A 20,114-nucleotide genomic window follows, 5' to 3' on the forward strand; every position below is an offset into this window, starting at 1 on the left:
CGCCCAGAGACTGCACCTGCTCCTTCGCCGCCGGGCGCACATCGGTCGCCGACACCACCGCCCCCAGCCGACGCGCCGTCGCGATCGCCTGCAGCCCGGCCACGCCCGCGCCCATCACCAGCACCCGCGCCGGCGGCACCGTGCCCGCCGCCGTCATCATCATCGGGAAGGCCCGGCCGAACACCGACGCCGCCTCCAGGACCGCCCGGTAGCCCGCCAGGTTGGCCTGGCTCGACAGCACGTCCATCGCCTGCGCCCGCGTGATCCGCGGCACCAGCTCCAGGGCAAAGCTCTCGATCCCCGCCTCGGCATAGGCCGCAAGGCTGTCGGCGTCGTCATAGGGCTCGAGGATGCCGATCAGCGTCGCCCCGCGCGGGATCAGCGACAGCTCGTCCAGCTCGCCCTCCCCGGCCCGCAGCGGGCGGCGCACCTTCAGCACCACGTCGGCGCCCGCGAGAGCGGCTGCCGCATCGGGCGCCACCTCCGCCCCGGCCGACCGGTACGCCTCGTCCGTCACCGCGCTGCCGAGCCCGGCGCCGGATTCCACCACCACCGTCGCGCCCAGGGCCACCAGCTTCTTCACGCTGTCCACCGTCGCCGCCACCCGGCGCTCCCCATCCCGCCGCTCACGCAACACACCTATCCGCATGGATCGTTCTCCCTTCGCGTTTCCGGGCGATGGATCCGCAAGTTTTTCCCCGCGGCGACGCAACGTCCGACCATGCCTCAGGCCCCCGCCCGATGTCCACGATCCTTCCACCTGAAACAACGGAACCCGAAGCCAGGTTTGCCTATTGAGTGACCACACGCCGTCTCGCTTCGATCGATCGGAGTTGGACGCCGCACAGAAACGGTCTGGAGGACTCGCCGTGACGACCTTCCTGCGTACCCTTGCCCTCACCGCCATCGCCGTCGGCGCCATCGCCTGCGTGCCTCAGGATGGCGGCAACTCCGGCTACGGCAACTCCGGCTACGGCAACTCCGGCTACGGCAATGGCGGCGGCTATCAAACCGGCCAACGCGATCGCAACGCCAATTCCTGCCGCCGCGCCAACAACGGCGAATGCGACGAAGGCCGCTACGGCGGCTCCAACAGATGTGACGACGGCACCGACACCAATGACTGCCGGCGCTATGCCGGCCGCGATCAGGACCGCGACCGCGGCAACAGCTGCCGCCGCGCCTTCAACGGCGTCTGCGACGAAGGCCAATACGGCGGCACCAACAAATGCGACGACGGCACCGACACCGCCGATTGCCGCGGTGGGCAACAGGGCGGCTACAGCCGGCGCAGCAACAACGACGACCAGCCGTTCGGCGGCCTGTTCGGCAACTAGCCGGGCCTTCTTTCCGCCACGCCTGGCGGCAGACGGCCAGCTGCCGCCTGCCCCTGGCCGTTGTCCACGGTCCTTCCACCCGAAACAACGGAACCCGGAGAGGGGGTTGCTCCTTGTTTTCGGCGCCGCATCGCCGGGCATCCGGCGCGGCCGCCGACAAACTTCGAGGAACCGCCCTTGTCCAGCTTCCTGCGCACCCTTGCCCTGACCGCCGTCGCCGTCGGCGCCATCGCCTGTGTCCCCCAGGACGGTTCCTACGGCGGCAGTTACAACGACGGCTACAGCGGCGACGGCGGCTATAGCGACGGCGGCTACACCCGCATCGACAACCGCAATCGCGGCGACCGCAACGACCGCGCCAACAGCTGCCACCGCGCCTATGATGGCGAGTGCGACGAGGGCCGCTACGGCGGCAGCAATCGCTGCGACGACGGCACCGACACGGCCGACTGCCGCGGCTATGCCAGCCGCGACCGCGACCACGGCCCGAACAGCTGCCGCCGCGCCAATAACGGCGTCTGCGACGAAGGCCGCTACGGCGGCACCAACCGCTGCACCGACGGCACCGACACCAACGACTGCAGCCGGGGCGGCAACCGCCGCGGCAACAACAACGGCTGGCCGTTCGATTGACGGCCCAGGCGTGGCGGAGAGCACTTTTCCGCCACGCTCGGCCCCACATGGCCGCGCCGTCGCCACGATCACCCCGCAAGGTCGGGCCCTGCGACCGATCCTGAAGGGGGACCCGCATGACACCGATCCGCCTCGCCTTGCCGGCCTTCGCGGCCGCGGCGTTCCTGGCCATGCCGGCCTTCGCCGCCGAGCCGCTGGCGCTGAAGCGCGTGCTGCTGTCGACCGGCGGCGTCGGCTATTTCGAGTACGAGGCCAAGGTCACCGGCAACGAGACCCTGGACTTGGCCGTGCCGCTCGACCAGGTCGACGACGTGATGAAGAGCATCGTCGTCTATGACGACAAGGGCGGCATCGGCGAGATCAGCCTGCCCGGGCGCGAGCCGCTGGCCGCCGCCTTCCGCGAGATGCCGTTCGGGCCGGAGGCGCTGGCCTCCCCCGCCGACCTGCTGAACGCGCTGCGCGGCGCCGAGGTTCGGGTCGAGGGCGCCCGCGGCGTCTCCGGCCGCATCCTGTCGGTGGTGCCCGAGACGGCGAAGGACAAGGACGGCGCCGAAATCACCCGCCACCGGGTCAGCCTGATGACCACGGGCGGGGTGCGCCAGTTCCTGCTGGAGGAGGCGGACGGGCTGCAATTCGCCGACCCGGCGCTGCAGGCCAAGCTGGATGCGGCGCTGGCCGCGCTGGCCCGCGATTCGGCCAAGGACCGGCGGACCCTGGCGATCCGCGCCACCGGCGACGGTGAGCGCACGCTGCGCGTCGGCTATGTCGTCGCGGCGCCGCTGTGGAAGACCAGCTACCGCCTGACCCTGGCCGCCGATCCGAAAGCGGAGACGGCGGCGCTGCAGGGCTGGGCGGTGCTGGAGAACATGAGCGGCGCCGATTGGGACAGGGTCGACCTGACCGTCGTCTCCGGCAACCCGGTCACCTTCCGCCAAGCGCTGTACCAGAGCTACACCGTGGCGCGGCCGGAGGTGCCGGTCGAGGTGGCGGGCCGCGTGCTGCCGCCGGTCGACGAGCGGGCCCGCGATGCCGACGGCGACGCGCTGGGCCGCGCTGCGGCGGGAGCCGCCCCGCCGGCGCCGGTGATGCGGATGATGGCGGCGCCGGAGGGCGAGGTGGCGGTCGCGGATCAGATCAGCAGCTCTCCGCAGCAATACGCCAAGGTCACCGCCGCCGAATCGGGCGAGACCGCGACCCAGGTCACCTTCCGCCTGCCGGAGCCGGTGACCGTCGCCGCCGGACATTCCCTGCTGGTGCCGATCATCGACCGCGAGATCCCGGCCGGCCAGGTCGACCTGTATCTGCCGGACACCGAACCGAAGCACCCGCTGGCCGCGGTCGACCTGAAGAATGACGGCCAGACCGGCCTGCCGCCGGGCGTGCTGACCCTGTACGAGCGCGGCGCTGACGGCGTGTCCTATGTCGGCGACGCCCGGCTGGGGGCGCTGCCGGCCGGCGAAAGCCGGCTGCTCAGCTTCGCCGTCGACCAGAAAGTGACGGTCGACCGCGAGGACAAGCGCGACGATACCCTGGCCCGCGCCCGCATCGTCGACGGGGTGCTGGAGCTGACCACCACCCAGCGCGCCAGCGTCAGCTACGCCGTCACCGGCGCCGCCGGCGAGGACCGCACCGTGCTGCTGCAGACGCCGCGCTACGAGGGCTGGACCCTGACCGAGCCGGCGCAAGGCCCAGGGAAGAAGGGGGTGGAGATCGTCGCCGGCCAGTACCGCATCCGCCAGGCGGTGGCCGCCGGCAAGACCGAGAAAGTGACGGTGACGCAGGAGCAGCCGCTGGCGCAGAGCATCGACCTGGCCGACGATGCCGACGACCAGATCGCCGCCTGGGCCGAGGACCGCACCCTGCCGGCCAAGGTGCGCCAGGCGATGGCGGAGCTGGCCGGCCAGCTGGCGGTGATCCGCGACCACGAGGCCGACGCCGAGCGGCTGGAGCAGCGCCAGGGCGAGATCGGCCAGGAGCAGGCGCGGCTGCGCCAGAACATCGGCGCCGTGCCGAAGGACAGCGACCTGTTCCAGCGCTATCTCGGCAAGCTGAACGACAGTGAGAGCGAGCTGGAGCAGGTCGGTGCCGACCTGGCCAAGGCGCGCAAGGCGACCGATGCCGCGCGGACCCAGTTCCGCCAGTCGGTGCGCAAGCTGAACATCTGACGCGAGTCCTTTAGCCCCCTCCTTCCTCGTCATCCCCGCGAAAGCGGGGATCTCGCGCCGGCTTGAGACAGATTCCCGCTTTCGCGGGAATGACGGCAAAGGGAAGGGCTGTTGTGCCGAAGGGTCTTACCGCCGGGCCCATTCCCTCCACCCCTCCTGACAGGATGCTGTCAGGAGGGGTGTCGTACTGTCTCCTCATCGATGGCCCGGCAAAGGGCCTCACGGATGGAGAGACACCGATGGCCTTCGTCACCGAGATCGTGCTGTTCCGGGCCCGGCCGGGCATCGCGCCCGAGACCGCGGTCGAGACCGTGGTCGAGGCGGCGGAGGGCAGCCGCCCGGCGATCGGCGGGACGGTCGGCGCCGACGCCGGCCGCTGCATGCAGGTCATCGACGGGCCGGGCGTTCGGCTCTATCACTGCGGGAGCCGTTCCCTCTGACCCTGCCGCCTGCCTCTTCGGCGGGCCTCCCGCCGATGCGCCGAGCCGACCGCCTGATCCAGATCCTGCTGTTGATGCGCGGCCGCAGCCTGGTCACGGCGCAGCAGCTGTCGCAGGTGCTCGAGGTCTCGGAGCGCACGGTCTACCGCGACATGGCGGACCTGCTGGCCAGCGGCGCGCCGATCGACGGCGAGGCCGGCGTCGGCTACCGGCTGCGCCGCGGCTTCGAGCCGCCGCCGGTGCAGTTCACCGCCGAGGAGCTTCTGGCGCTGAGCCTTGGCGCCCGCATGGTCGCGGCCTGGACCGACCCGGCTCTGGCCCGCGCCGCCGGCAACGCCGCGCGCAAGATCTCCGGCGTGCTGCCGGAGGCCAGCGCCGCCTCGCTCGACGAGGTGCCGATCCACGCGCCGGGCCGCCGCCCCTACCCGCTGGAGCTGATGGAGCCGATCCGCCTGGCGATCGCCGAGCGGCACAAGCTGCGGCTGCACTACAGCGCGCCGGAGGCGACCAGCGAGCGGATCGTGCATCCGCTCGGCCTGTTCTTCTGGGGCAACCGCTGGACCGCCACCGCCTGGTGCGAGCTGCGCCAGGATTTCCGCAGCTTCCGCCTCGACCGGATCGACACGCTGGAGACGCTGGAGGAGCGGTTCGAGCCGGTCAGCGGCCGCACCCTCGAGGACTACCTCAGCCGCGAGCGCGAGTGGCGCGAGGCGGAGGAACTGAAGGCGGCGACCTCGCGTTCCGTTTCCTAGAGGCCGCCGACCCGCGGCCGAACGAACCGGAGGCGTCGCGTGCGCTACATCCTGCTCTGGCTGCTCGGGATCCCGATCCCGCTCCTGATCCTGATCTGGCTGTTCTTCCGCTGACCGGCGCGGTTCAGCCGGCGTCGCCCGGAATGGCGATGCCGGCCGACCGCAACGCTGCCCCGAGCTCGTCGCCGCTGAAGGGCTTGGCCAGCACCGCAACCCGGGCGAGATCCTTGAACTGGTCGCGCACGGCGCCCTCGCCCTGGCCGCTGGCGATGACGACCGGCAGGGATGGGTGCAGCGCCCGCATCTCGCGGACCAGCACGTCGCCGCCATAGTCCGGCAGGCCGAGATCGACCACGGCGCCATCGAAGCCGCCGGCGACCAGACGCAGCTTGTTCAGGGCCTCGGTCGCCGAGCCTGCGGTCTCCGCCTTGAAGCCCAGCTCCTCCAGATTGTCGACGACCAGCATCTGCAGCAGCGGCTCGTCCTCCACCAGCAAGATGCGCCGTGCCCCCGACTGCCGGTCGAGGACATCGCGCAGCTTGGTGGCGAGCGCCGCATAGGTGAAGGGCTTGGTGATCAGTTGCACCCCGGGATCCAGCCTGCCGTCATGGACGATGGCGTTGCGGGCGTAGCCGCTGGTGAACAGGACCTTGAGGTCGCCGCGGATCCGCCGCGCGGCCTCGGCCAGCTGGCGCCCATTCATCCCACCCGGCAGGCCGACATCGGTGAACAGCAGGCTGATCTCCGGATGCTGCTCGATCACCTTCAGCGCAGTCTTGCCTTCCGGCGCCTCGAGCACCGTATAGCCGAGCTCGCGCAGGATGCCGGTGGTGTGGCTGCGGACATCGCCGTCATCCTCCACCACCAGGATCGTCTCGGCATGGAAGGCACCCGGCGCCTTCACGACGACCTCCGGCTCGGCCCGGAGCTCGGTCGAATGGAAGCGGGGCAGGTAGATCTTCACCGTCGTCCCCTCGCCGGGCTCGCTGTAGATCTTCACATGGCCGCCCGACTGCTTGACGAAGCCGTAGACCTGGGACAGGCCGAGGCCGGTGCCGTGCCCGACATCCTTGGTGGTGAAGAACGGCTCGAAGGCGCGCGCCACGACATCCTTGCCCATGCCGATGCCGCTGTCGGTGACCGCCACCACGACATATTGGCCGGGCACCACCTCCGCCTGGGAGGCGGCATAGCCTTCATCCAGATAGGCGTTGGCGGTTTCGATGGTCAGCCGGCCGCCATCGGGCATCGCGTCGCGTGAATTGACCGCGAGGTTGAGGATCGCGACCTCGATCTGGTTCGGATCGGCATGGACCAGCCACAGCCCGCCGGCCAGCACGGTCTCGACCGCGATCTGCTCGCCGATCGTGCGGCGCAGCAGGTCCGACATGCCCGCGATCAGCCGGTTGGTATCGGTCGGCTTCGGATCGAGCGGCTGCTGCCGGGAGAAGGCCAGCAGCCTCTGGGTCAGCGATGCCGCGCGCTGGGCGCCGCGCATGGCCTGGTCGGCCGCGCGCTCGAGGGCGGGGGCGCTCTGCTGCGGCTGGCGCAGATGCCGCTGCACGGTTTCCAGATTGCCGATGATGACGGTCAGCAGGTTGTTGAAGTCGTGGGCCACGCCGCCGGTGAGCTGGCCGATGCCTTCCATCTTCTGCGCCTGCCGCAGCGCCCCTTCGGCGCGCTCGCGCTCGGCCGCCTCGGTCCGCAGCCGCTCATTGGCCATGGTCAGCTCGGCGGTCCGCTCGACCACCTTGGCCTCGAGCAGCTGCTCGCTCTCGCGCAGCGCCGCCTCGGACCGGGTCCGCCGCTCGATCTCGACCTGGGCGGCGCGGTACAGCCGGGCCTTGTCGATCGCGATCGCCGCCTGGGTGGCGATGCCGGCAACCAGCCGCTCCGCCCGCTCATCGAACCTGCCGGGCTCCGGATGGCCGAAGAACAGGCCGCCCAGCACCTCGCCGGATTGCGAGACGACCGGCGCCGCGAGATAGCTGCAGACCGGCAGATGGCCCTCCGGCATGCCCTCGTAGGGCGCGTTCCGGCCGTAGCGGGGATCGCGGGTGATGTCGTCCGACCGGACCATGCCCTCGCCGCGGAAGGTCGGCCCGAACACCGCGGTGTTGCGCGGCATGGGGAAGCGGGAGAAGGCCTCTCGCGACACGCCGGACAGGGTGTAGAGCGTGTAGGATTCGCCGTCGTCGGCGACCACGTTGTAGAAGAACGACCCGAAGGCCGCGCCGGACAGCTCGGTGGCGGCGTCGGTGACGATCTGCACCGCGCGCTCCAGGTCCAGCTCCGCGGCGATCGCCGTGCCGACGGCGTTCAGCCTCTCCTGGGTTCTCGCCTCCTCCTCAAGCACCCGGGCACTCTCGCGCCGGATCGCCGCCAGGCGGAGATTGGCATCGACCCGCGCCAGCAGCTCGCGGGCCGAGAAGGGCTTGGTCAGGTAATCGTCGGCGCCGGAGCGGATGCCCTCGACCTTCGCCTCGTCGCCGGCCCGGGCGGACAGCAGCAGCACGGGAATGTCGCGCAGCTGCGGATCGCCGCGGACCTCCTGCAGCAGGCCGAAGCCGTCCAGCTTCGGCATCATCACATCCGACAGGATCAGGTCGGGCTTCGCCGCGCGGACGGCCGCCAGCGCCTCCTCGCCGTTGCCGGCAGTCTCGACCCGGTATCCGGCCGACCGCAGCAGCCGCTTCAGATAGTGGCGCATGTCGCCATTGTCGTCGACCACCAGCACCAGGCTGCGCTCGGCACCGGGGACCTGAATCGGCGCCGCCAGATCCTCCGCGGCCGGGCTCGGCGGCGTCTCGGCCGGCGCGGCGCCGGGCGACAGCCAGGTCATGGCCTCGTCGACATACGCCTGGGCCCGCAGGCCGGTCGAGGCCAGCGACCGGGCGCCGCCGATCCGCTCCGGCGCCAGATGGCCGGTGCCGAAGGGAATCCGCACGGTGAAGGCGGAGCCGCGGCCGAGCTCGCTGTCCACCCGCACCTCGCCGCCATGCAGCTTCACCAGCTCCTGCACCAGCGCCAGGCCGATGCCGCTGCCCTCGAAGGACCGGCCGCGCGCGCCCTCGATGCGGCGGAACCGCTCGAACAGATGCGGCAGCTCCTCCGCCGGGATGCCGGTGCCGGTGTCGGCGACCACAACCTCGGCGAAGCGTCCGTCGCGCGACGGGCGGACCGTGACCGAGATCTCGCCGTCGAAGGTGAACTTCAAGGCGTTGGACAGGAGGTTGAGGACGATCTTCTCCCACATCTCGCGGTCGATGAAGACCGGCTCGGGCAGTGCCGGGCCGTCGACCGTGAGGCGGAGACCGGCGCGGTCGGTCGCCGAGCGGAAGGTCGAGGCCAGCTCGGCGGTGAGCTTCGCCAGGTCGGTCGGCTCGTAGCTGGCCTCGACCCGGCCGGCCTCCATCCGCGAGAAGTCGAGCAGCGTGTTCACCAGCTTCAGCAGCCGGACCGAGTTCCGGTGCGCCACCTCGACCAGGGCGCGGTCGGGGGCCGGCACGTCCGGCTCCGGCGCGGCGAGCAGATCCTCCAGCGGCCCCATCATCAGGGTCAGCGGGGTGCGGAACTCGTGGCTGACATTGGAGAAGAAGGTGGTCTTGGCGCGGTCGATCTCCGCCAGCGCCTCGGCCCGCCGCTTCTCCTCCTCATAGGCCTGGGCGTTGGCGGTGCTGGCCGCGATCTGGCCCGCGGCGAGGGTCAGGAAACCGCGATAGTCGTCGTCGAACAGGCGGAACGGGCTCAGGCCGGCCACCAGCACCCCCGCCCGCCCGGTCTCGCCTGCGGCGGGGATCGGGACCAGCACGGCCCGGATCGGCGGCTGTTGCCATTCGCCGGACGGAAAAGCCGTGCCGGCCGGCAGATCGACCAGGACATGGCGGTCCGGCTGGCGCAGGACATCGGCGATCGGCCAAAGCGCCGAAGCGCCCGCGTCGATCATGTCCGGCGCCGCCGGATGGCTGGGGGCGATGCCGCTGAGCCCGGCCAGCCGCACGTCGTCGGCCTCCGGCTCCGCCATATAGATCAGGGCGAAGGGCAGGTCGCGGCGGTTCGCCTCGAGCGCCAGGGCGCTGCGTTCGCAGGCCTCCTGCCAGGTCCGCGCATCCGCGGTGCTGGCTGCCAGGTCGCGCAGCAGGGCCAGCTGGCGCTCGCTCAGCACCCGCTGGGTGTCGTCGGTGTTGGCGCAGATGATGCCGCCGGTGCTGCCGTCGTCGTTCGGGACCGGGCTGTAGGAGAAGGTGTAGTAGGTCTCCTCCGGATAGAAGTTGCGCTCCATGATCAGGAGCTGCTGCTCGACATAGGTGCCCTCGTCGTCGGCCAGCGCCGCGGCCAGCATCGGCCCGATCTCGGCCCAGATCTCGCGCCACACGGCCGCCGTCGGCTGGCCCAGCGCCAGGGGGTGCTTGCCGCCGATGATCGACTTGTAGGGATCGTTGTAGAAATAGATCAGCTCCGGCCCCCAGCCGATCCAGATCGGCTGGCGCGAGGTCAGCATGATCCGGATCGCCGTCTTCAGGCTCTGCGGCCAACGCTCCGGCGGCCCCAGCGGCGTCGCGGCCCAGTCATGGGCGCGGATGCGCTGCCCCATCTCGCCGCCGCCCCTGAGGAAGTCGGGAGTGGGCACAAGCCCGCCCGCCGCCGCATCGCCCGCCTGATTCACCGCCGCCTCGACGGAATTCTCGACCCGCCGCAGCATAGTCCGGCATCGGGTCGAAGCGGCTAAGAAAATCGACCGGTGTCAGCGCCGCTTCGACAATGACCATCGCCTTGCACCATGGAGAAACCATAGGTTCCGAGGGCCTTCGACGCCCGCGGTTATCTTTTGTTATGAAATGCCCATGATGGCTGCATCCGTTCTTCGGCGGCGGCTATCGGCCCGTTCCGGTGACCGGCGTCCGTCCGGCCGTTCATCGAAATACCGCAAGCCCGACAAATGTGATAAAAAACCCCGACAGTGAGCGTGACGTTTGCGGCGGCGGGGCATGGACTGGGCGAACGCAATCCTCAAGGCCGTGCAGCGCATCTACGATGCCGTGACGTCGCCGGATGCCTGGCCCGGTGCGATCGAGGCGATCGCCGCTGCGGCCGACGGGCAGCGCGGATCGCTGTTGGTCGAAGACCGATCGCAGCGGCACGCCGATATGATGATCGGCTGGCGCTGGGACCCCGCCCATCTGCGACGCATGTCGGCACCGGGCGCCCCACGGACCGCACCATGGGCGGCCAGGCTGCCGCTCGGCCGGGCCGTGCGCAGCCTGGAGCTGAAGCCCGAGCGCGATTTCATCCGATCGGAGTTCTACAACGAGGTAGTCCGCCCCAACGGCGACTTCCACGGCGTCGTGGCGCTGGTGCGGCAGACGCCGACCCACAGCAGCTACGTCGCCGTCCGCCGGGTCCTGGGCGCGCCGGATTTTACCGACCGAGACGTCGCGGCATTTCAGGCGATCCTGCCCCACCTCACCCGCGCGCTGGAGCTCCGCCGGTCGCTGGGCGTCGCCGACCCCCGCTTTGCCGACCTGCGCTTCGACGACGCGATGGCCGTGCTCGACCGGATCGATTTCGGGCTGATCCTCTGCGATGCCGAGAGCCGGCCCGCCTATCTCAACCGGCGGGCAGACGCGCTCGTCGCCCGTCCCGACGGGCTGTCGGTCGGGCCGGGCGGCATCACCGCGGCGCTGCCGGAGGAGACCCGCCGACTGCGGCGTGCCGTGGCCATGGCGGCGGCCGGCACCGCGCCCCCCGGCATCGACGCCGCGGTCCGCGCCGCGACCGCAGGGACCCGGATGCGGCTGTCGCGCCCATCCGGAGCACAGGCCCTGCTGCTGACCGTGATCCCGGTCCGCCAGACCGGGTTCGGAGACCGCGGGGCACAATCCCGGGTGGCGATCTTCATCGTCGATCCGGAGCATGATGCGGCCCCCGCCGCCGCCCTGCTGCAGGAGCTGTTCGGGCTGACGGCGGCGGAGGCCGGCTTTGCCGTCGAGATCGCTCGCGGCGACGGCATCCAGGCCGCGGCCCGGCGCCGGTCGATCTCGGACACCACCGCCCGCACTCATCTGTCCCACATCTTCGAGAAGACCGGCACCCGGCGGCAGGCGGAGCTGGCCCGCCTGCTGGTGCAATGCAGCCTGCCGGCACCGCCGCCCGACTGAGCGGCGGCCTTACTCCGCCGCCAGCTTCGGCGCGGCCGGGGTGCGCAACGTCGCCAGCAGTTCGGCCTCGCGTGCCTTGGCCTTGTCGCGGTTCTCGTCCTTGATGTGGCCATAGCCGCGGATCTGCTCCGGCACCCGGGCGATGGCGACGCAGACGGCATGGGTGTCCGGTCCCAGCCGGGCCAGCAGCTCCGCCACCACCGCCTCGTAATCGGTGATCAGCTGCCGCTCTGTCTTGCGCTCCTCGGTGCGGCCGAACGGGTCGAGGACGGTGCCGCGCAGCCGCTTCATCCGCGCCAGCAGCTTGAAGGCCTTGAGCATCCACGGGCCGAAGGCGCGCTTCTTGAGATGGCCTGTGTCCGGATCCTTCTCGGAGAAGGCGGGCGGCGCCAGGTGGAACTGCAGCGTGTAGTCGCCCTCGAACTGCGCCTCGATCTGCTTCAGGAAGCTGCCGTCGGTGTACAGCCGGGCGACCTCGTACTCGTCCTTGTAGGCCAGGAGCTTGTAATAGTTCCGGGCCACCGCGTCGGTCAGGTCCTCGCGGCCCAGCTTCGCTTCCGCGGCGCGCACCTTGTCGACCAGCGCCGTGTAGCGCGCGGCATAGGCGGCGTCCTGATAGGCGGTCAGTTGCTCGATCCGGCGGGCGATCGCCTCGTCCAGCGTCTGCGACAGCCGGTGCTGCTGCTCCTGCGGCGGCGTGGCCAGCCGCTCGACCCCGGCGAGGTCGTGGGCGGCGCGGCGGCCCCACAGGAAGGCGGCCTTGTTCATGGCGACCGCCGTGCCATTCAGCTCGATCGCCCGTTCCAGCGCCTCGTGCGACACCGGCACCAGCCCCTTCTGCCAGGCGTAGCCGAGCATGAACAGGTTGGTGGCGATGCTGTCGCCGAGCAGCGCGGTGGCCAGGCGGGTGGCGTCGACCGTGTCCAGCAGCTTCGGGTCACCGCCGTTCTTGGCCACCGCCTCCAGCATCGACTTGCCGGGGATGACGAAGTCCGGGTTGCGGGTGAAGGCGCCGGTGATGGTCTCGTGGCTGTTCACCACCTGCCGGGTCAGGCCCGGATGGATCTTCGACTGCGCCTCGCCCGAAGCGGCCACGACCAGGTCGCAGCCCAGCATCAGCCTGGCGCCGCCGGCGGCGATGCGCACGGCGTGGATCTCCTCCGGCGTCCGGGCGATGCGGACATGGCTGACCACGGCGCCGCCCTTCTGGGCCAGCCCGGCCTGGTCGAGCACCGAGACGCCCTTGCCCTCGAGATGCGAGGCCATGCCCAGCAGCGCGCCGATGGTGATGACGCCGGTGCCGCCGATGCCGGTGATCATGATGCCGTAGGGCTGGTCCAGCGACGGCAGCTCAGGCTCCGGCAGCGCCGGGAACAGGTCGGCCTTGCCCTCCGCCGCCGGCTTCGGCTTGCGCAAGCTTCCGCCCAGCACCGAAACGAAGGACGGGCAGAAGCCGTTGACGCAGGAATAATCCTTGTTGCAGCTGGACTGGTCGATCGCCCGCTTGCGGCCGAACTCGGTCTCCACCGGCACGACGGACAGGCAGTTCGAGACCTTCGAGCAGTCGCCGCAGCCCTCGCACACCGCCTCGTTGATGACCACCCGGCGGGCCGGATCCTCCATCAGGCCGCGCTTGCGGCGGCGGCGCTTCTCGGCGGCGCAGGTCTGGTCGTAGATCATCACCGAGACGCCGGGCGTGTCGCGCAGCCGCTGCTGGACATGGTCGAGCTCGTCGCGGTGCTCGACCGGCACGCCTGCGGGCAGCAGCTTGCTCTGCGTCCCCGCCTCGCCATAGATCTCCGGCCGGTCGGTGACCACGACCAGGGTCTTGACGCCCTCGGCCTTCAGCTGGGCCGCGATCATCGGCACGGTCAGGGTGCCGTCCACCGGCTGGCCGCCGGTCATCGCCACGGCGTCGTTGAACAGGATCTTGTAGGTGGCGTTGACGCCCGCGGCCAGCGCCGCGCGGATGGCCAGGCTGCCGGAGTGGAAATAGGTGCCGTCGCCGAGATTGACGAAGACGTGCTTGGTGTCGGTGAACGGCGCCTGGCCGATCCAGGCCGCGCCCTCGCCGCCCATCTGGCTGAAGGTCTCGGCTTTGCGGTCGGGCATCCAGGTCGCCATGTAGTGGCAGCCGATGCCGGCCAAGGCGCGGCTGCCCTCCGGCACCCGGGTCGAGGTGTTGTGCGGGCAGCCGGAGCAGAAGAACGGCACCCGGTCGACCGCAGCCTTGACGATCTTCTTCTGGCCCTCGCGCTCCTCCAGGTAGCGGACACGCTCGGCCAGGCCGGGATGGTCGAGGTATTTCAGCAGGCGCTTGCCGATGGCGACCGCGATCTGGGCCGGAGTCAGCTCGCCGGTCGAGGGCAGGATCCAGTCGCGCTTCTCGTCGAACTTGCCGACGATCACCGGCCGCTTGTCGGCCTGCCAGTTGTACAGCTGTTCCTTCAGCTGATTCTCGATCAAGGCCCGCTTCTCCTCGACGACGATCAGCTCGTCAAGGCCTTCGGCGAAGGCGCGCACCCCATTCGGCTCCAGCGGCCAGGGCATGCCAACCTTGTAGATGCAGATGCCGAGCTCGGCCGCCAGCGCCCGGTCGATGCCGAGGTCGTCCAGCGCTTGGCGCGTGTCGAGATAGGATTTGCCAGTGGTGACGATGCCGAAGCGGTGCCGGCCGCCGCTGTCATAGACCAGCCGGTCGAGCTTGTTGGCGCGGGCGAAGGCGAGCGCGGCGTACAGCTTGTCGCGCATCAGCCGCTCCTCCTGCACCAGCGGCGGGTCGGGCCAGCGGATGTTCAGGCCGCCGGGCGGCATCGCGAAGTCTTCCGGCAGCACGATGTTGACCCGGTTCGGGTCGACATGCACCGAAGCCGAGCTGTCGACATTCTCGGCGATGGTCTTGAAGCCGACCCAAAGGCCGGAATAGCGGCTCATCGCCCAGCCATAGAGGCCGTAATCCAGGATCTCCTGGACATTCGTCGGGTTCAGCACCGGCATCATATGGGCGATGAACGCATGCTCGGACTGGTGCGGTACGGTCGAGGATTTGCAGGCATGGTCGTCGCCGGCCAGGGCCAGGACACCGCCGAACTGCGAGGTGCCGGCGAAATTGGCGTGCTTGAGCACGTCGCCGGTGCGGTCGACGCCCGGGCCCTTGCCGTACCAGATGCCGAACACGCCGTCATGCTTCGCGCCGGGCCACAGCCCGACCTGCTGGCTGCCCCAGACCGCGGTGGCACCCAGGTCCTCGTTCAGCCCGGGCTGGAACTCGATGTTCTGCTTCTGCAGGAACTTGCGCGCCGACCACAGCGCCTGGTCGTAGCCGCCGAGCGGCGAGCCGCGATAGCCAGAGATGAAGCAGGCGGTGTTCAGCCCGGCGGCTTCGTCGCGCCGGCGCTGCATCAAAGGCAGGCGGACCAGCGCATGGATGCCGGTGAGATAGATGCGGCCGGAGTCGAGGGTGTATTTGTCCTCGAGGCTCACGGAAGCAAGCGCCGTTGCCGTCATCGATGCCTCCCGAAAGACCGCCGATCTGTCGCCGCGGCCACTCCAAATAGGTAATCTTATTTCGCTCCGGGGACAATCGCACCCGGCTGTTTCCGGCAAGAAAGCAACGGGAAACCGACAGTATTGCTGTCCTTGATCCAAGATGTCCGGCTTTGCCGAAAACGCGACGGAAACGAACCCGATCGGGCGCGTGCGACACCGTCGGGGGTGACGGATCGGCCTTGTGTCCCTAGATAGGTCGGGCGGCCGGGCCCGGCCGCGCGACCTCCGGTGGATCCATGGCCGACGAAGAGAACAGTTTCGGCGGACGCCTTCGCCGCTACGCCCGCGTCTCCGGAGCCATGGGCGGTCTCGCCGCCCGGGTGGCGGGCGAGCGCTATCTCGGCCTCAAGGTCGACCGCGAGGCGCATGCCAACGATCTGCGGGCGGCGCTGGGCGGGCTGAAGGGCCCGCTGATGAAGGTGGCGCAGATGCTGTCCACCATCCCCGAGGCGGTGCCGAAGGAATATGCGCAGGAGCTGCAGCAGTTGCAGGCCGATGCGCCGTCGATGGGCTGGCCCTTCGTCAAGCGCCGGATGGCAAGCGAGCTGGGCCAGGCTTGGCAGAGCCGGTTCCAGAGTTTCGAGCACGAAGCGGCGGCCGCGGCCTCGCTGGGCCAGGTGCACAGGGCGGTCGGGCCCGATGGCCGACTCCTGGCCTGCAAGCTGCAATACCCGGACATGCAGTCGGCGGTCGAGGCCGACCTGAAGCAGTTGAAGCTGATCCTCGGCATCTTCGAGCGCTACGACAAGACCGTCTCCACCAAGCAGATCCACGCCGAGATCTCGGAACGGCTGCGCGAGGAGCTGGATTACGCGCTCGAGGCCCGGCACTCGCAGCTCTACGCCGAGATGCTGGCGAAGGAGCCGAACGTGCATGTGCCGGAGGTGGTGCCGGAGCTGTCGACCAGGCGGCTGCTGACCACCACCTGGCAGGACGGCCAGAAGATCCTGACCTTCGTCGAGGGCAGCGAGGAGCAGCGGGCCCAGCTGGCGCTGAACATGTTCCGGGCCTGGTACGTGCCGCTCTACTATTACGGCGTGATCCACGGCGACCCGCATCTCGGCAACTACTCGGTGCGGCCGGACGATTCGATCAACCTGATGGATTTCGGCTGCGTCCGGTTGTTCCCGCCCAGCTTCGTCGGCGGGGTGATCGAGCTGTACCGGGCGCTGGAGACCAATGACCGCGACCGCGCGGTCGCCGCCTACAAGACCTGGGGCTTCAAGAACATGACCAACGAGCTGGCCGATGTGCTGAACGTCTGGGCCGGCTTCCTGTACGGCCCGATCCTGGAGAACAAGGTCCGGCTGATCGGCGAGGCCAAGAATGGCGTCTATGGCCGCGAGACCGCCGAGCAGGTGCACAAGGAGCTGCGCCGGGTCGGCGGGATCGAGGTGCCGCGCGAATTCGTGTTCATGGATCGGGCGGCGCTCGGCCTCGGCTCGGTCTTCATTCACCTCAGGGCCCGGGTGAACTGGCACACGCTGTTCAACGAGCTGATCGCCGATTTCGACCAGGCCACCCTGGCCAAGCGGCAGGCCGCGATCCTGAAGAAGCACGGCCTGACGCCCCCGGTGGCGGGCGCCTGACGCCGATGGCGCCGGACGAGCTGGCGGCTCTGCGGCAGGACTGGACCGAGGGCGGTCGCCTCGTGCTCCAGGACGATGCGAACGGCGGTGACCACGGCATCGTGCCATCACTGGGTCGTGCGGCTGATCGACGGCGACATCGCGGATGACGAGCGGGACGGCATCCTGTCGCTGGTCTATCACAGCGTGAATTTCGACATTCCTTTCGCCGCCACCAAGGGCGTGCGGAACGAGCTCCTGTACGTGGTCCGGATGAAGCTCAAGGATCCCGCCTGGCGGCGGTTTCCCCAGGAGCCCGGGGCGGAGGAAGGCTGAGCGGGGCTTTGCCTCTCCGCTTGCGAGATTCCCAACATCGTCATTGCGAGCGCAGCGAAGCATCCAGGGCCGCTCGCACCAGCCCCTGGATTGCTTCGCCGGCTTCGCCTCCTCGCAATGACGGCGAGAAATGGGCGCCCTCTCAGGCCGTCCCCACCCTTCAGTTCGCCGACGGCCCTGCCTTGGGGACCTGCTGGCCTTGCGGCGGCGTCGGCCCGCCCGGGTAGAATTTCGAGGCGGGATTGGCCTGCATGAAGTCATAGACCACCATGCCGAGCGGGCGCTTCTGCCGCTCGGATGGCAATTGCTGCCACGGCACGACCTCGCGCAGGGCCGCCAGCGCCGCGGTCGGCACCGTTCCGAAGTTGCGCCCGGGAGTCTGGACCCTTCGCACCTCCATCCAGAAGCTTCCCATCAGCAGGTCCTGTGCCAGGAGCTGGAAGGACAGGTCGACGGCGTCGCGGGCCCGCTGGGTCTTGAGGCGGGTTTCCGCCTGCAGGTCTTCGACCGTGGCGACAATGGCCTGTCCGGCCGGCGCGGCCGGCGTGCCCATGGCCGACAATTCCAGCCAGAGATCGGTCGGCAGGTAGCCGTCCCGGCCTGGCGCCTGCCTGAGCATGTCGGCGCTGAGGATATCGGCCGGCTTCACCACCGTGAAGAAGGGGTTGCGGAAGCGCTCGATGCGCTGGGCGATCGCCACGTCCATATTGGTCAGCGCGATGGTGAAGGCTTCCACCTGATTGGCGAGCGGATAGGGATCCCAATTGGCGTTGGAGAAGATGTAGCCCGACTTGCCATGGCTGAGCGGGCCGCCCTTGACGTAATATTTCATGAATTGCGGCGTGCTCAGCTCCCATGAGCTTTCCGGCGTCAGGCCGGGCAGAACGGCCGGGTTGTGATCGGACGCGTTGATCGACAGCAGCGTGGTATCGCGCAGATCGGCCCAGGCCTGCCAGGCCGAGCCCTGGCGCTGGCTGGAGGCGCGCATGCTTTCGGGATCCTGGATGATGCGGGCCGGGTCCTCCTCGAAGAGATAGCTGCCCTTGATCATGTCCATGACCCGCGCAGCGTCCCATGTCAGCCATGGATGGGGACGCATCGCCTGAACCTGCGAGGAGATCGGCGTGACGCTGGAATTCATGCCGAGGAGGTCGATGGCGTAGGCGAGGTCCGTCCACTCCAGCAGGCGGCGCGCATCGGCCAGCAGCAGCACGGCCTGGGCCTGGGCATAGGCGTTGGTGCTGATCAGGGCGGCTTCATCGGCGGCGAAGGGCTCCAGCGGCTTCAGGCCGGCCTTGGCAAGAGCGTCGGCGGCCGGCATGCGCACGCCGTGGTAATAGGCATCGCCCTCGCCGACCATGGTCCCCGCGATGTTGCCCATGGTGGGCAGGTCGCCCTCACCGAGCGTCCCGCGCGACTGCACCACCGGGGTGACGCGCGCATTGAGCATGTCGACCAGAATCCGGGTCAGCTGTGGGCTGGCCGCCTCATAGGACATGGTGTTGGCGCGGATGGCCATGATGGCGCGGATCAGCGCCTCCTCGTGCAGTTCCGGGCCGAAACCGGCGGCGACCCCTCTCCTGAAGCGCGCCAGCTGCTGCTCTTTCAGGAGCCTGGTGTTTTCGGGCGTGGTCGGGTCACCCGAAAAGATCACCGTTTCGCGTTGGTCGCCGGCCCCGCGGTTGAACCAGTAGATCGTCACGTTCTCGGCCGCGCCCTGCAGCAGGAGCCCGTACGCATCGGCCGAGCGCTGCAGGGCCTCGTCGCTGAGCTTCACGTTCGCGCCGTCACGGGCGATGGCGATCACCTGCTCGATGGTGAGGTCATGGCCGGTCAGCGTGATCGTCTTGTCCGCGGCCGTCTCGACGATCGCCTGATAAGTCCCCGGCGCTTCAAAGGCGCGGAGGGATTGGGGCGCCAGCAAGAGGGCGAGCATCGTCAACGCGTGTAACAGAAATTTCGTGCAGGCGGAGGCAATCCGATCCGGCATGAACATCTCCCGCTGTCGATGGAAACCTATGGGAACAATTTCACTATATAGAAAAAATGTTTCCTGAAAAGGCTAGGAAATCACTCTTGTCGACAACTTTCGAACCGAAGGACCCAGCCCGACGAAGCCGCACGGCAGCCATGCCGGGCACCGAAACGGTGGATCGGGGGTTGCTTCGGGTAAACAATGGGTCCGAGACCGTCGAGCCCCGGAGGTTCCATGTCCATCCAGCACCTGCTCGTCCCCCTCAGCGGCCATGCCGGCGACGCCGCGGCGCTCGACGCCGCGCTGCGCGTCGCCAAGCGCTTCGACGCCTCGGTCGAAGTGTTGTCGCTGCGGCCCGACCCGCAGCGGGTCCTGGCCTATACCGGGGCCGAGATGGCGGTCGCCACCAGCATGCTGTTGGAGGGGGCGGAGAAGGCCTCGAACGAGGTCGGCGCCCGCAACCGCGCCGTGTTCGAGGCCGCCAAGGCAGCGACCGGCTTCGGCCCCGAGGTGGAGTTCCGCGAGGACACCGGCAGCGAGTCGGCCGCCGTCGGCCATCGCGGCACTGTCGCCGACCTGATCGTGACGCCCGGCCCGGGCCAGGACCCGAACGCCAGCCGGGCGGTGCTGGAGGCGGCGCTGTTCGAGACCGGCCGGGCGGTGCTGATCGTGCCCGGCCCGGTGGCGGAGGATTTCGCCGAGCGCATCCTGGTCGCCTGGGACGGCGGCAAAGAGGCGTCGCGCAGCGTCGCCGCCGCCCTGCCCTTCCTGGAGGCCGCGACGGCGGTCAGCGTCTACACCCGCGACGAGGGCGAGGACCGCTGCACCGCGGCCGAGCTGGTGCGCTATCTCAGCCGCCACGGCGCGCCGGCCAACCGGATCGCCGCGGACGACCCGAAGCAGGGGGTCGACGCCGCCATCCTGGCCGCGGCCCAGCGCGCCAATGCCGGGCTGATCGTCATGGGCGGCTACAGCCACAGCCGGTTCCGCGAGATGATCCTGGGCGGGGTCACCGAGCACATGCTGTTCCACGCCGACCGCCCGGTGCTGATGGCGCATTGACCGGGGATGAGTTGAGGCCGGATCGCACTGCACCAAGGCTGTCACGTGTTGCCTCTCCCGTTTACGGGAGAGGTCGGAGACGCGAAGCGGCTCCGGGTGAGGGCTCTTTGTCGAGGCCCGGGCCAGCCCTCACCCGGTC

General features: G+C 69.6%; 12 protein-coding genes and 1 pseudogene. 9 read left to right on the forward strand and 4 right to left on the reverse strand.

All coding sequences use genetic code 11. From position 1 onward, the window contains the following. Positions 1-649: pseudogene (locus AB4Z01_RS32575) on the reverse strand (NAD(P)(+) transhydrogenase (Re/Si-specific) subunit alpha); the annotation flags it as partial. Positions 650-869: 220 nt separating this feature from the next. Between AB4Z01_RS32575 and AB4Z01_RS32580 the strand changes: the two are divergent. The 5 genes from AB4Z01_RS32580 (at position 870) to AB4Z01_RS32600 (ending at position 5,327) form a co-directional block, all read left to right on the forward strand. After that, positions 870-1,337, forward strand: a complete 468-nt coding sequence (locus AB4Z01_RS32580) for a hypothetical protein (RefSeq protein WP_441700490.1) — start codon at positions 870-872, stop codon at positions 1,335-1,337. Positions 1,338-1,514: 177 nt separating this feature from the next. Continuing rightward, positions 1,515-1,970 carry a hypothetical protein gene (locus AB4Z01_RS32585; RefSeq protein ID WP_441700492.1) on the forward strand — a complete coding sequence of 152 codons (456 nt, stop codon included), beginning with the start codon at positions 1,515-1,517 and terminating at the stop codon, positions 1,968-1,970. Between the two features lie 116 nt (positions 1,971-2,086). Next, the gene (locus AB4Z01_RS32590) at positions 2,087-4,135 is read left to right on the forward strand and encodes a DUF4139 domain-containing protein (RefSeq protein ID WP_441700493.1); all 2,049 of its coding nucleotides are present in this window, start codon (positions 2,087-2,089) and stop codon (positions 4,133-4,135) included. 239 nt (positions 4,136-4,374) lie between these two features. Further along, complete coding sequence (locus tag AB4Z01_RS32595; RefSeq protein ID WP_441700495.1) at positions 4,375-4,575, forward strand: hypothetical protein; 201 nt, start codon at positions 4,375-4,377, stop codon at positions 4,573-4,575. A 35-nt stretch (positions 4,576-4,610) separates the two neighbouring features. Continuing rightward, entirely contained in the window at positions 4,611-5,327 is a 717-nt protein-coding gene (locus AB4Z01_RS32600) for a helix-turn-helix transcriptional regulator (protein WP_441700497.1), read from the forward strand. A gap of 124 nt (positions 5,328-5,451) precedes the next feature. On the opposite strand, the gene AB4Z01_RS32605 is transcribed toward AB4Z01_RS32600, so the two are convergent. Further along, on the reverse strand, positions 5,452-10,029 hold the full coding sequence (locus AB4Z01_RS32605; RefSeq protein ID WP_441700499.1) for a response regulator: 4,578 nt from the start codon (positions 10,027-10,029) through the stop codon (positions 5,452-5,454). A 286-nt stretch (positions 10,030-10,315) separates the two neighbouring features. On the opposite strand from AB4Z01_RS32605, the gene AB4Z01_RS32610 reads away from it, so the two are divergent. After that, the gene (locus AB4Z01_RS32610; RefSeq protein ID WP_441700501.1) at positions 10,316-11,485 is read left to right on the forward strand and encodes a helix-turn-helix transcriptional regulator; all 1,170 of its coding nucleotides are present in this window, start codon (positions 10,316-10,318) and stop codon (positions 11,483-11,485) included. A gap of 9 nt (positions 11,486-11,494) precedes the next feature. On the opposite strand, the gene AB4Z01_RS32615 is transcribed toward AB4Z01_RS32610, so the two are convergent. Then, complete coding sequence (locus AB4Z01_RS32615) at positions 11,495-14,992, reverse strand: indolepyruvate ferredoxin oxidoreductase family protein (RefSeq protein ID WP_441700502.1); 3,498 nt, start codon at positions 14,990-14,992, stop codon at positions 11,495-11,497. Positions 14,993-15,270: 278 nt separating this feature from the next. On the opposite strand from AB4Z01_RS32615, the gene AB4Z01_RS32620 reads away from it, so the two are divergent. Together AB4Z01_RS32620 and AB4Z01_RS32625 are read left to right on the forward strand one after the other, a co-directional pair. Beyond that, entirely contained in the window at positions 15,271-16,623 is a 1,353-nt protein-coding gene (locus tag AB4Z01_RS32620) for an ABC1 kinase family protein (protein ID WP_441700504.1), read from the forward strand. Between the two features lie 87 nt (positions 16,624-16,710). Further along, on the forward strand, positions 16,711-16,938 hold the full coding sequence (locus AB4Z01_RS32625) for a hypothetical protein (protein ID WP_441700506.1): 228 nt from the start codon (positions 16,711-16,713) through the stop codon (positions 16,936-16,938). 160 nt (positions 16,939-17,098) lie between these two features. On the opposite strand, the gene AB4Z01_RS32630 is transcribed toward AB4Z01_RS32625, so the two are convergent. Beyond that, positions 17,099-18,928: an aromatic amino acid ammonia-lyase gene (locus tag AB4Z01_RS32630; protein WP_441700508.1), complete on the reverse strand. Its 1,830-nt coding sequence runs from the start codon at positions 18,926-18,928 to the stop codon at positions 17,099-17,101. 219 nt (positions 18,929-19,147) lie between these two features. On the opposite strand from AB4Z01_RS32630, the gene AB4Z01_RS32635 reads away from it, so the two are divergent. Continuing rightward, positions 19,148-19,975 (forward strand): universal stress protein, encoded by an 828-nt coding sequence (locus AB4Z01_RS32635; RefSeq protein WP_441700510.1) that lies wholly within the window; start codon positions 19,148-19,150, stop codon positions 19,973-19,975. Positions 19,976-20,114 lie beyond the last annotated feature (139 nt).

It is taken from the genome of Inquilinus sp. YAF38, from assembly GCF_052113205.1.
Classification (GTDB): Bacteria; Pseudomonadota; Alphaproteobacteria; order DSM-16000; family Inquilinaceae; genus Inquilinus.

Coding starts and splice junctions, on each gene's coding strand:
- AB4Z01_RS32590 (WP_441700493.1), top strand. CDS start 2,087: ATGACACCGATCCGCCTCGCCTTGCCGGCCTTCGCGGCCGCGGCGTTC.
- AB4Z01_RS32600 (WP_441700497.1), top strand. CDS start 4,611: ATGCGCCGAGCCGACCGCCTGATCCAGATCCTGCTGTTGATGCGCGGC.
- AB4Z01_RS32605 (WP_441700499.1), bottom strand. CDS start 10,029: ATGCTGCGGCGGGTCGAGAATTCCGTCGAGGCGGCGGTGAATCAGGCG.
- AB4Z01_RS32610 (WP_441700501.1), top strand. CDS start 10,316: ATGGACTGGGCGAACGCAATCCTCAAGGCCGTGCAGCGCATCTACGAT.
- AB4Z01_RS32615 (WP_441700502.1), bottom strand. CDS start 14,992: ATGACGGCAACGGCGCTTGCTTCCGTGAGCCTCGAGGACAAATACACC.
- AB4Z01_RS32635 (WP_441700510.1), top strand. CDS start 19,148: ATGTCCATCCAGCACCTGCTCGTCCCCCTCAGCGGCCATGCCGGCGAC.
- AB4Z01_RS32630 (WP_441700508.1), bottom strand. CDS start 18,928: ATGCCGGATCGGATTGCCTCCGCCTGCACGAAATTTCTGTTACACGCG.
- AB4Z01_RS32620 (WP_441700504.1), top strand. CDS start 15,271: ATGGCCGACGAAGAGAACAGTTTCGGCGGACGCCTTCGCCGCTACGCC.
- AB4Z01_RS32595 (WP_441700495.1), top strand. CDS start 4,375: ATGGCCTTCGTCACCGAGATCGTGCTGTTCCGGGCCCGGCCGGGCATC.